The organism is Thermomicrobiales bacterium (genome assembly GCA_023954495.1).
GTDB lineage: Bacteria > Chloroflexota > Chloroflexia > Thermomicrobiales > CFX8 > JAMLIA01.
The window spans coordinates 19,439-31,880 of the sequence record JAMLIA010000033.1; the positions used below are offsets into that span (position 1 = coordinate 19,439).

Sequence of the window (12,442 nt, forward strand, 5' to 3'; positions counted from 1 at the left end):
GGATCGCTGGAACTTTGGTGCCGCCGTCCCAGCGCGACCACTTCAGGTCGACATCATCGTGTTGCCGCCGCGCAGCACAACGTCGGGCGTGACGAAGCATGGAAGCCGTCCCCGCCATCGAACAGCTCGCGCCATGGTTCGCCATCGCCGCTCAGGTACATCGTGCCGTTATCCTGCGTCGCCCCGACAAGAACACCCGGGTATGCGGAACTGGCGCTCAGTGCAGGCGCAGCCGGTGAACCACGGCCATCGAACATCAACGTCGGGAAGCGTTGATTGAACGTTGTATCCCAGGTGCTGCCGGTATCCCGACTGACGAAGATGCCGCCGTCGCTGCCGACCAGGACTGTCTGGTTGGCGCTGTCAAACCGGTCGAAGGCGATACTGAGGCAATCGGCGTGGAACGTGTTGTCGACGACGCCCGGCCAGCGCGTTGCATCCCACGTTTGCGCAGCATCGGTCGAGCCGAGCAAGCCACTGCGCCGAGCGGCCAGCAACACCAGATCGCGGTTGGTCGGATGCGCAGCGACCTTCATGTTGCGCTCGGCCTGATAGCCCATGTCGATCGTGCCACCCAGACCCGGTGGCTTGAAGTAGACCAGCCCTGCATCGGTGTAGGGGATCGACCAGGTTCTCCCGCCGTCGTCCGAGCGCATGACTGCCAGCCAGGTATTGTCCGTGCCGTCCTCGACCGCCGCATAGACCCGCGAGCGATCGCCCGCGCAGGACGAGAGCGCCCCGTTCGCCATGCGTGTGACGACGGTCGTCAGCCGCGTGTCGGCCGGCGGTCCGCTCGTGCCCGGCGTTGTCGTCGTCCATTGCAGCCCGCCAGCAGTCCACGATCCCACAAAGAACGCCCCACCCGGCGACCCGGCGCGGTAACAGACGATCCCGTCGTTTGGTCCTTCGCACAGCGCCAACATGTTGCCGGTCGTCACCAGCGGATCGGTCGCCCAGGTATAGCCAGTGCCGGCCGTGCCCGGAATCGTCGACCACCAGACGCCGGAGTTGGTCGCGACGACGATCAGATTGCGCCCTCGCAGGATCAGGATGTCGTTAATCGCCGCCCCAGGATGCACGAGCCCTGTCCCCGGGAGATCGTTCACCCGCCTCCACGTCAGCAGCGGCAGCGTCGCGGTTGGGTCTGATTCCATCATCCCGTTCGCCGTGCCGCAGAAGAAGTGATGGTCGCCGCGGGTGCCGTGAGTAAGGCTGCGGACATGCGCTTCGCTCCATTCGAGGCTGAGCGGGAACGACGGCCCGCCGGACTGGACAGTCCAGAGGCCGCTTTCCTCGGTCCCGACGAGCAGTCGACTTCCCGGCGTTGGCCCCAATGACGCGACTGCCTGGACCCGCCCACCCATAAAGTAGCCCCCACCGACTTCGAGACCGCCATCGGTCGGTCGGGTCCAGCGTAGCTCCAGCCCATTCTGGACATAGACAGTGTCGGCGTTGCGTTGCTGGCCGCAGAGCCGCGCAGTGACATCCACGCGCTGCTCGACCCGCAAAGGATCCTTGACGGCGATACGTGCGACTTGTGCCGCTACCCACACCTCACCGGAGATCCGACCATTGACCTTTACCGTCACCAGAGCACCCGGTGTGATGTCAACAACGGTCACCGAGCGATCGGCGTCGATCGGCGTCTCGACGCGGAAGCGCCGCAGATCGACTTCGTTGTCGACCTCACCTTCGGCGCTCCCGGCCGCGCAGCCGCCAATCTCGGCGCGGATGCGGTCCTGCTCACCGCTGTGTAGTGGGTGCAGCAGCGGAGGGAAGACCGGTACGTCGACGATTGGTCCGGTCGCCCACGCGTGACCGATGCGGCCCTGCAACTGCCGCGAATAGACCTGCACGAATGAGCCGTCGGCCACGCCCGACACGCGAACGACGCCTGCGCAGGCGATGAGCGGCTCTGGGAACGTCGGCTCGATATCTGTGGCTGGTTGCGTGACAATCGCCGGAACTGCCGAGGCTGGCCCATAGACATCGCAGAGACCCTGCACGAGGCTGAGTCGTTGACCGGCCGTGAGCGTCAGCCCCGCCAGATCGATGTCCTCCGTCTCAGCGCCGGCTTCAAAGACGAGGAGCTCTGTCGCGCCCGATGTGAGCTTGACCGTCGCCGACGGCACCAGCCCGTGGGCGGTGATCCTGAACGATCCGGGGCACGGCTGGCTACCGAACCACGGTGCTGGAGGCGGCCCGGGATCGACCGTCGCCTCGACGCGTTCGCTCGGCTGCGATTCGCATTCGCGACCAGACATCTCCTGCCAGAACGACACTACCTCGTTGCCATGCATCGGTGGGTCGATCCGTCCGAACAACTCCTTGTCGGTGATTTCCCAGGTGTAGGTGCCGTCGCTGCGCTCCAATGAAAGTGTCGCGCCGACTTGGAGATTGCTGAAGTGGAGCACGCGCATGCACGCGAATAGTGGTGCAACAGCAGGTGTCGGCAGCTCGTTGTTCGGTCCGCGCTGCACCGACTCGGCCGGCAGCGACTCAACCGGTGGGGACGCCACTCCGCCGCAGGCATCGGCGATCGCGACAAGAACTTCACCCAGATAGACAGTCCGGTTCAGATGCACGACCGCGCGTGTGCCGGCGGCCGTCTCTTTCCCGAGGAATGCGCCGTTTGGCTCGGTGATGGAGACTGTTGCGCCCGGCGCGAGGCGATCCACCACCGCGATATCGGTGCAGGCGACCAGTGGGCCGGCAAACTGTGGACGCTCCGACGAGCGGTCCTGAACGGTGGCGGGAATGCTCGATACGGCACTGACATCGTTTCGGCGCTGCTGCCGCGCACGGACGAGTTGGCCCGGCTGTAATGCAACTCCAGGGTTGAGTGGGAACCACTGATCGGGCCAGTCGACCTGCCCGCCGCCGACGGGATTGGGATTCCCATCGACGAGTAGATCGACCCGTGCACCAAGGACTTGTCCGGTTACGCGGACATTGGTGCTACAGACAGACAGCTCGCCAATAATGACGGGAGACATGAGGGCCATGCTGCCTCCTCCTGTATGTTGAGATGTATGACCCAGACAGCGTGACACCTATTGGCCCGCATGTCTACTGCCCGGCATCGACGTTCTGCGCCACGGAAATCGGGTGGTACCATCTTGCGTTGGGCGTAGATGGGATGGCGACGATGGGATCGCCCTACTGCGTCGGTCATGGCCCGAAGGAGTGCGGTGGTGCAACGACAAGGTGGCGGACCGGGCCGCATGTCTTTCGAGCCTGGGGCGGGTCGCGCGCTCATGCGCTCCCTGGGCTACCTGCGGCGCTACCGGCTCGACGCGCTCGGCGCGTTCGTCGCCCTCATTGTCGTGTCGCTCGCGAACCTGGCCGTCCCTCAGGCTCTACGCATCGCCGTCGATCGCGGTGTCGAGCATAGCGACAGCACAATCGTGGTGCTGGCCGCGCTCGCGCTAGTTGGCCTGGCAATCGTCCGCGGACTCGGCTCATTCCTGCAGGGCTATCTCTCCGAACGCGCGTCACAGGGCGTCGCCTACGATCTCCGCGAAGCGCTCTTTGCTCGCATCGAGCGGCTGTCGTTCGCCTATTTCGACCGCGTCGAGGCCGGTCAGCTCATTAGCCGGATCACCAACGACGTTGAGCAGATCCGGCAATTCGCCGGAGCGGGCGTCATCCAGATTGCTTCCGCGCTGCTGATGCTGCTCGGAACAACGACGCTGCTGCTGCTGATCAACTGGCGGCTGGCGCTTATCGCGCTGGCGGCCATTCCGATCATCCTGCTTGTCCTGCTGCACTTTGTCCGTTCCGTCTTCTCGGTCTTCGGGAAGCTGCAGGCAGCCATTGGGAAGCTCAACGCCGTCCTGCAGGAAGACCTCGTCGGCATGCGCGTGATCCGCGTCTTCGGACAGGAGCGCCGCGAGGAGCAGCGCTACGCCACCGCGAACCGCGATCTGCTGGGGCGTAACGTCGAGGCGCTCAACGCATTCGGCAACAACTTTCCGCTCATCTTTCTGACGGCGAACCTCGGCATGCTGGCCGTCGTCTGGTACGGCGGGCGCGAAGTGATCGGCGGCAGCCTGACCGTTGGCGAGCTGATCGCGTTCACGGCATATCTCAACTATCTGCTCTTTCCGATCCTGACCATTGGATTCCAGATGGCGACGATCTCGCGTGCGCAGGCTTCAGCACTGCGTGTCTTCGACGTGCTCGACGAGCCGGACGACCTCGCCGAGCGTCCGGATGCGCGTGTCCTGCCGCAGATTGCGGGTCGCATCGAGTTCCGTGGCGTCCACTTTCGCTATCCGGGTGCTGAGCAGGAAACGCTCAGTGGCATCGACCTGACGATCGAGCCGGGCCAGACCGCCGCGATCATCGGCACGACCGGCTCCGGTAAGAGCAGCCTGGTCAGCCTCATCTCGCGCTTCTACGACGTCAGCGCCGGGGCCGTCCTGATCGACGGCAACGATGTGCGTGAGGTGACACTCGCCAGCCTGCGCGGCCAGATCGGTATCGTCATGCAGGAGACACTGCTGTTCTCCGGGACGATCCGCGACAACATCGCCTATGGCCGCCCAGACGCATCCGACGCTGAGATTGAGTCTGCCGCTCACGCCGCCCAGGCCGCCGAGTTCATCGACGAGCTGGAGGACGGCTACAACACTGTCGTTGGGGAGCGCGGGCTGGGCCTGTCCGGCGGGCAACGCCAGCGCATCGCCATCGCCCGCGCGCTGCTCGTTGATCCGCGCATCCTCATCCTCGATGACAGCACGTCGTCCGTCGATACGCGCACCGAGGCCGCGATTCAGGACGCGCTCGATCGCCTGATGCGTGCCGGAGGGCGAACCGTCGTTGTCATCGCCCAGCGTATCAGCACCGTGCGCGACGCCGACCTGATCGTCGTTCTCGATGGCGGCAGGATCGTCGCCCGTGGCACGCACGCCGAGCTGCTGGAGGATAGCCCGATCTACAACGAGATCATCCAGTCGCAGCTCATCGACGACCGCCAGATAGCATCGCCAGTGGCCGGAGGTGGCCAGTGAGGCCAGGGCTCGAATCATTCGCGGATCACGAAAATGCAGCCGACCAGCGCGCAGTAGCCCGCCGCCTGATTGGCGAGATGCGGCCGTTTTTCCGCCAGTGGTTGTTGGTGCTGCTGCTAGTTCTGATGAGCGCGGTCGCGCAGGCCGGTGACCCGTGGCTGATCGGCCGGGCGGTCGACGATGCCATGCTCACCGGCGACAGCCGCAAGCTGGCGCTGCTGATGCTCCCGCTGCTCGGACTCTACCTCCTGGGCGCGCTGGCCATGCGCGGCCAAATCCGCGTCGTTGGCGTCATCGGGCAATCGTTGCTGGCTGACCTGCGCGAGCGACTGTTCAGCCGCTTCCTGCGCGCGCCGCTGCGCTTCTTCGATCGGCAGCCGACTGGCGACCTGATGAGCCGCGTCATCAACGATGTTGAGACGCTCAATCAGTTCTTCTCGCAGATCCTGTCACAGACGATAGGCTCGCTCTTCGCGCTCACCGGCGTCATCATCGCGATGCTGCTGCTCGATGTCCGCCTCGCGCTCGTCAGCTTCGCCGTCATCCCGATCATGCTGCTGACGACATCCTACTTCGGTCGCCGTGCCCGCGTCGTCTATCGCAAGGCGCGCGAGACGACCGGAGATGTGACAGCAGGCTTGCAGGAGGAGATTGCCGGTGTTCGCGAGGCGCAGGCGTTCAACCGCACCGACCAGAACATCAGCCGCTTCCGCGCCCGTAACGCTGCGAATCGCGATGCCAACGTCCAGGCGGTCGGCGTGTCATCAGCGTTCGCCCCGGCCATCGACGTACTCTCGACGATCGCGACCGCCGTCGTCATTGCCTACGGCGGCTATCAGGTCGTGCAGGGCAATCTCAAGATCGGCGTCCTGACGTCGTTTGTGCTCTACGTGCAGCAGTTCTTCCGACCGCTGCAGATGCTCTCCACGATGTACGCACAGGTGCAGGCCGGATTGGCCGGCGCCGAGCGTATCTACGTCATGACCGATGAGCCGATGGAGCCGGCCGATATGTCGACTGCCACACGCCTGGACGACATGCGCGGCGAGATTGAGTTCCGCAATGTCCGCTTCGCCTACGAACCTGGCCACGATGTCCTGCGCAATGTCAGCTTCACCGTCGCGCCAGGCCAGACATTGGCGCTGGTCGGCAAAACGGGTGCAGGTAAGACGACGATCGCCAATCTGATCCCACGCTTCTACGACGTGGACGACGGCGCGGTGCGGATCGACGGTCACGATGTCCGCGAGATCACCCGCGATAGCCTGCGCGCCGGTGTAGCAGTCGTCCTCCAGGAGCTGTTCCTGTTTGCCGGTTCTGTTGCCGACAACATTGCCTGGGCGGACGACCTCGACGCGATCTCGTGCGGACATCGAAGCTGCCGCCGAAGCTACCGGCGCGGCGCGGTTCATCACGGCACTCCCAGAGGGCTACGACACGCAACTCGGCGAGGGTGGCGGCAGCATCAGTCACGGCCAGCGTCAACTGCCGACCTTCGCGCGCGCGATCCTGTCCGACCCGCGCATCCTCATCCTCGACGAGGCGACCAGCAACGTCGACACACGCACCGAGCGCCTGATTCAGCAGGCGCTGGCGACACTCATGGCCGGACGCACCAGCATCGTCATCGCCCACCGCCTCAGCACAATCCGCACAGCCGATCTCATCCTCGTCATCGACAACGGCCAGATCATCGAACGTGGCAGCCACGCCGAGCTGCTCACCGCCGACGGCGCATACGCCGCCCTCTACCGCCAGCAATTCCGCGACGAGGAAGCCGCCGAGGTGGCGGCGGACTGAGGCGGCCCTCACGCCTCTCGCCCCCTCTCCCAACGTTGGGAGAGGGGTGCCGGACGATGAGGTTAGGTGCCGTTTTGAATTGGTAGCCAAACGCGCCAGATACAGGACACCCCTCTCCCAACGCGGGGAGAGGGGTGTTGAAGTGCGAAGCATGCGATGTCAATAGCCAAACGGCAGCCAAACACGCCAGTTACAGGACACCCCCTCCCTTCGAAGGGGAGGGGGTGGGGGGTGGGGTTCCTACGCCGACTGCACCCTCCGATACAGCATCACCGACACTGGCAGGCAGACGGCGGTGATGGCGGCGCACCAGGCGAGGGCTTGCCAGCCGGCGCTGCCGATGGGCTGGTCGATCAGCAGGCCGCGAATGGTCGTGACGATGACGGTTACGGGCTGATGGCGCACGATCGGCTGTAGCCATGACGGCATCGATTCGATCGGCACGAACGCGCTGCTGGCGAACGACAACGGCAGCAGGACGACGAACGCCATCATCTGCACCGCCTCGGGATCGCGGATCAGTAGCGCCACAACGGTCCCGATCCACGACACGGCCACGCCAGCCAGGAGCAACATGCCGACTGCGCCGACCCACTCCAGTGGGCCAGCCGTCGGGCGGAATCCGACTAGCAGACCCATTGCGACCATGACGACGATTGCCAGCAGGTTACGAACGATGTCCGACAGGATCGGTCCTGCCAGGACGGCGACCGGGCTCATCGGCAATGTGCGGAAGCGGTCGATGATGCCGCGCTTCAGGTCGGTTGCCAGACCCATCGCGCCGGTCATGCCCTCCATCACGATCGTCTGGACGAAGATACCGGCCATCAGAAAGTCGACGTAGGAGATGCCGGGCACGTTGATCGCGCCACCGAGGCAATAGACGAACAGCAGGATGAACATGATTGGCTGGAGCGTCGCCGAGAAGAGCTGCTCGGGTGTCTGCGGGATGTGCAGGATGTGCCGTCGTGCGATGACGAGTGTGTCGGCAATAGCCCAGTAGAGCTTGCTGTGGCTTGGTATCTGTGCTGTGGCGGAGATGGCAGGGGCGGTTGCACTCATGCGGCGGCCTCCGAGTTGGTCTTGTCATCATCGTCGTTCGTGGTCACCTCGCCGGTGAGGGCCAGGAAGACGTCGTCGAGCGTTGGACGGCGGAGATGGATGTTATCGACCTCAATGCTGAGTTCATCCAGATCACGGACGAGTGACTGGATCAGGCCCGGACGTGTGACGATCGCGAGACTGACGAGCCGTCGTGGCAGGTCGACGTGCGCAGTGCCACTGCCGTAGCTCTCGACGATGCGGGCAACTGCGCCGATATCGGAGGATTCGGCGACCGTGACGTCCAGGCGGCTGTTGCTGACCTGATCCTTCAGCTCATCAGCCGAACCGCTGGCGATGACCTGACCGCGGTCGATGACGATGATGTTGTCGGCCAGCTGATCGGCCTCGTCGAGGTACTGCGTCGTCAGGAGCACCGTGCCGCCCTTGTCCGTCTGCTCGCGGATGATGCCCCACAACTCCAGACGGCTACGCGGATCGAGCCCGGTCGTCGGCTCGTCGAGGAACAGGACCGGGGCGTTTGGGATCAGGCTGGCGGCGAGGTCGAGGCGTCGCCGCATGCCGCCGGAGTAGGTCTTGACCGGTCGGTCGGCGGCATCAACGAGGTCGAATCGCTCAAGCAGTTCGTCGGCACGACGGTGGGCTTCCTGGCGCGGCAGGTGGAAGAGGCGTCCGACCATCGTCAGGTTCTCGCGACCGGAGATCAGCTCATCGACCGAGGCGTATTGCCCGGCCAGGCCGATCCGACGGCGGACGGTATCGGGATCATGCAGGACATCGACACCGGCGACGAACGCTTCGCCCGCGTCGGGCCGCAGTAGTGTCGTGAGGATGCGGACGGTTGTCGTCTTGCCTGCGCCGTTAGGGCCGAGAATGCCGAGGATCGTGCCCTGCTCGGCGGAAAGGTTGACACCATCGAGCGCGCGCGTTGAGCCGAAGCGCTTGGTCAGTTCGCGGGCAACGATGGCGGGGGCGTGGCTGGGCATCACTGGGTCCTTTCGTGCCGGTTCGGTCGGGCCGGCATGCTACAATGCTAACTAACCGGACGGTAAGAACTAACTGACCGGTAAGTAAGTTAGTACGAGGTGGCAATCTTGTCAAGCCCTTCTGCAGATGGTGTTGCGGTTCCACCGCGCGGCGCTGCCCGGGAGCGGATCATCGCCGAAGCGCGCGAACAGTTCCTGGCGCGTGGTTTTGCGGATGTTTCAATGCAGCAGATCGCTGACGCGTCCGGCATTACCAAGGCGGCGCTGTATTACCATTTCCGCAGCAAGGAAGACCTGTTTGCCGAAATCATCCGGCGTGCGGTCAATGAATTCTGGGGCGGCTTGATCGCCTGCACCGAGCAGGAAGGGCCATTGCGCGATACGTTGCTACACATAACCGCATTCGCGGAAACGATGGCGACCGATCGCGTGCCCTGGCTTATCCTCAATGATGTTGAGCGATATCTGTCGGCCGACGTACGCAACGCCATTTTCACCGAACATCCCGAGCCGGACGTCGCCCTGGCGAATCTGCTGGAACGCTCTATTGCGTCTGGACAGATACGTCCGGTCAATGTTGGCCTCGCGTCACGGTTGCTCACCGCAATGCTGCTGGGTCTGTTCCACAACCACCATCAACACGTTCAGCCGCATCCCGGCGATGCTGAGCAGATGGTTGACCTGTTCCTTCTTGGTGTCCTGCCGCGAGAGTAGGCGAGCGCGGTAGCGCATGGCTCAGCAACTGCATCGTCGTTGCTGTCGCGAATGGAGACCGTGGTGAGCGCGCGCTTCTACAAGACCGCATATCGCTTCGGTTTCACCCCCTGGGAGCGACTCGAAACGCTGCCGGCGGCGCAGCAGGCGCTTGCCATGCTGGATCGTGTCGAGCGCGAGCGGCAGCCTCCCCACGGCGCGGCGCTGGATATCGGCAGCGGCACCGGCGTCTGGTCTGTGCAGCTGGCGCAGCGAGGCTGGCAGGTGACCGGGATCGAGCTTGTCGCACGCGGCGTGAAGGCGGCACAGCGTCGGGCGGCTGAGGTCGGTGTCGAGGCGCGCTTCATACAAGGCGACATAACCAAGTCATCAACCGAAGATCTCGGTCTTGGTCGTGGATATCGACTGATCCTCGATTTCGGGACAATCCACGGTCTTGACGCCGATGCGCGCGTTGCCGCTGCTCAGCTGATCGATGCCGTTGCTGCGCCCAACGCGACGATCCTGATGTACGCACTGTCGCCGCGCAGCCGTGGGATGTTGCCGGATGGCATGGATCGCCGTGAGATCGAGACGCTCTACCCAGCCTGGACGGTGGTAGAGGAGTTGGCGTTCGATACTGCCGGTTTGCCGGACTCGGCTCGCCGCGATGATCCGCACTGGTTCCGGCTCGATCGGCGGGGTTGAACGGACCGCACGAGAGCCGCGCGGCCCATTCGGATTGGGCTAGTGGAACAGCGTGATGCCGGTCACTTCGCGAACACGCTCCATCTTCGGTGTCGCGATTTCGCGTGCGCGCTCGGTGCCACGATCGAGGATACGCAGCAGCTCGCCCGGATCGGCAGCCAGCTCGGCCAGTCGCTGCTGGATCGGCTCCATGTGGCTGACGACGACATCAGCCAGATCCTTCTTGAACGTCCCGTAGCCGGCCCCGGCATAGCGCTCCTCCAGCGCCGCGATCGGCTCGTCGCTGAACTGCGAGTAGATCGTCAGCAGGTTGGTGATAGCGGGCTTGTCCTCGCGATAGACGATTTCCGAACCTGAGTCGGTCACAGCGCGCATGATCTTCTTGCGGATCTCGCTCGGTGTGTCCTGGAAGGCGATGTACGAGCCGGGCGCTCCCGACTTGCTCATCTTCCTGGTCGGATCGTCCAGGCTCATGATCCGGGCACCCTCAGCCTGAATATCCGCCTCGGGAATGACGAACGTCTCGCCGAACTTGGCATTGAAGCGCTCGGCAACGTCACGGGTCAGCTCCAGATGCTGGCGCTGATCCTCGCCGACCGGCACCGAGTTGGTGTCGTAGAGCAGGATGTCGGCGGCCATCAGCACCGGATAGAAGAACAGGCCGGCACCGGCGCGCTCGTCGCCGCGTCCCTTGTCCTTGAACTGCGTCATCCGATTCAGCTCGCCGAACATCGTCTGTGCTCGCCAGCACCCAGGTCAGCTCGGTGTGCTCCGGCACATCGCCTTGCGCAGGCTGGGATCGCCTTCTCCGGGTCGATGCCGCAGGCGATCAGGACGGCGGCCAGATCCAGCGTGCGCTGGCGCAGGTCCGGCGCGTCGTACACCTGGGTCATCGCGTGCAGGTTGACGATCGCGTGGATGCTCTGATGCTGATGCTGCTGAATGACCCAGCGCCGAATCGCGCCGAGATAGTTTCCAATTGTGACCGCGCCGCTGGGCTGAATGCCCGAGAAGACGCGCTTGCGGGTTGTGTCCTGCGCGGTCGCTGCCGGCCGCGGCTGTGTCTCAACTACCATGCTCGTGTGTGATCCTTCCGTCATCCGGCGTCGGCCCTCGCCGACGTGCAGCAGAACAACAAAAAGCCCTCGCCCCCAATCGGGACGAAGGCGTCTGGCGCGCTCCGCGGTACCACCCGGTTTGGCCCTCCCTTGCGGGCTGACCCACCTCTCGGATGCGGGACCCACATGTCCCGTCGATCCTGCTCCCTGCTAACGGGGGAGATACCGGCGCTGCCTACTGTTGGGGAACTCCCTGGTTCGGAGCGCAACTCCCGGAGCCATTCCGCGCCCGCGTGGACACCGACCTCTCACCAACCGTCGGCTCGCTGCGTCAGGACTGAGCGCGTACTTGTTCCGTTCACCGTCGTTCGGACGATTGACCTTTTCGGCCATCTTAGCAACCAGCCGGAACGTAGTCAATGTACGAAGGCTCTGTCGTAAGACAATGTTCACAATTCAATTCGGGTATTCCCAAATGTGGGTATCGTGCTACGATGCGCCCCGCTTGCATCGCGGAAGCGAGCATCGGCCAAACATCGTTGGGGGGACTATGCGCTACCGGTACATCCTGCTTGTCGTACTCATAAGCTTTGGAGTCCTGCTCTCTGCATGCGGCTCCTCATCAGACCCAACGCCGACTGCGACGGCCAGCGCCGCAACGAACCCGACGGCCGCCGAGAGCACTGCGACGACCGCCGCCGGCCCGACTGAGGAAGAAGCCCAGGCGACTGCCACGACTGCGGAAGCATCACCAACGAGCGCTGAGGCGGCAACGTCTCCGACATCGGCTGCGACTCCAGAGGGCTCCGGTAGCGAAGACACTGGCGAGAAGGTCAAGGTCACGCTGGCGCTAGGCTTCGTGCCGAACGTGCAGTTTGCGCCGTACTACGTGGCCATCGACAATGGCTACTATGAAGACGCTGGCTTTGATGTAGAGGTGCAGCAGGGGCCGAACCCGGACCTGCTGGCTCAGCTCGGCAGCGGCAGCATCGACTTTGCTGTGACCAGCGGCGATGGGCTTATCCCTGCTCGCGCTGCCGGTATTCCCGTGACCTACGTGATGGCGCAGTTCCAGAAGTATCCGGTTGGCGCAACGGCGATCGGTGGCAAACACGATCCG

The 12,442-nt window shown here is 64.1% G+C and carries 8 protein-coding genes and 1 pseudogene; 5 read left to right on the top strand and 4 right to left on the bottom strand.

Annotated elements, in window-relative coordinates; translation table 11 throughout:
* Window positions 1-53 precede the first annotated feature (53 nt).
* Window positions 54-3,005 (bottom strand): hypothetical protein, encoded by a 2,952-nt coding sequence (locus M9890_08305; GenBank protein MCO5176953.1) that lies wholly within the window; start codon window positions 3,003-3,005, stop codon window positions 54-56.
* Window positions 3,006-3,191: 186 nt separating this feature from the next.
* Between M9890_08305 and M9890_08310 the strand changes: the two genes are divergently transcribed.
* Together M9890_08310 and M9890_08315 are read left to right on the top strand one after the other, a co-directional pair.
* Entirely contained in the window at window positions 3,192-5,015 is a 1,824-nt protein-coding gene (locus M9890_08310) for an ABC transporter ATP-binding protein/permease (protein ID MCO5176954.1), read from the top strand.
* The gene (locus tag M9890_08315; protein ID MCO5176955.1) at window positions 5,012-6,901 is read left to right on the top strand and encodes an ABC transporter transmembrane domain-containing protein; all 1,890 of its coding nucleotides are present in this window, start codon (window positions 5,012-5,014) and stop codon (window positions 6,899-6,901) included. Before M9890_08310 ends, M9890_08315 begins: the two co-directional genes overlap by 4 nt.
* Window positions 6,902-7,055: 154 nt before the next feature.
* Here M9890_08315 and M9890_08320 read toward each other — a convergent pair whose 3' ends face one another.
* A complete protein-coding gene (locus M9890_08320; protein ID MCO5176956.1) occupies window positions 7,056-7,877 on the bottom strand; it encodes an ABC transporter permease in 822 nt (273 codons plus the stop codon).
* Window positions 7,874-8,863, bottom strand: coding sequence for an ATP-binding cassette domain-containing protein (locus tag M9890_08325; GenBank protein MCO5176957.1), 990 nt, complete (start codon window positions 8,861-8,863; stop codon window positions 7,874-7,876). The genes M9890_08320 and M9890_08325 overlap by 4 nt, the downstream gene beginning before the upstream one ends.
* A 108-nt stretch (window positions 8,864-8,971) precedes the next feature.
* On the opposite strand from M9890_08325, the gene M9890_08330 reads away from it, so the two are divergent.
* On the top strand, window positions 8,972-9,577 hold the full coding sequence (locus tag M9890_08330; protein MCO5176958.1) for a TetR/AcrR family transcriptional regulator: 606 nt from the start codon (window positions 8,972-8,974) through the stop codon (window positions 9,575-9,577).
* Between the two features lie 63 nt (window positions 9,578-9,640).
* Window positions 9,641-10,264: a class I SAM-dependent methyltransferase gene (locus tag M9890_08335; GenBank protein MCO5176959.1), complete on the top strand. Its 624-nt coding sequence runs from the start codon at window positions 9,641-9,643 to the stop codon at window positions 10,262-10,264.
* 39 nt (window positions 10,265-10,303) lie between these two features.
* Here M9890_08335 and trpS read toward each other — a convergent pair.
* Window positions 10,304-11,340 (bottom strand): annotated as a pseudogene (trpS, locus tag M9890_08340) (tryptophan--tRNA ligase).
* A gap of 532 nt (window positions 11,341-11,872) precedes the next feature.
* Here trpS and M9890_08345 point away from each other — a divergent pair.
* On the top strand, window positions 11,873-12,442 hold a 570-nt coding region (locus M9890_08345; GenBank protein ID MCO5176960.1), incomplete at its 3' end, for an ABC transporter substrate-binding protein.

Coding starts and splice junctions, on each gene's coding strand:
- M9890_08325 (MCO5176957.1), bottom strand. CDS start 8,863: ATGCCCAGCCACGCCCCCGCCATCGTTGCCCGCGAACTGACCAAGCGC.
- M9890_08320 (MCO5176956.1), bottom strand. CDS start 7,877: ATGAGTGCAACCGCCCCTGCCATCTCCGCCACAGCACAGATACCAAGC.
- M9890_08305 (MCO5176953.1), bottom strand. CDS start 3,005: ATGGCCCTCATGTCTCCCGTCATTATTGGCGAGCTGTCTGTCTGTAGC.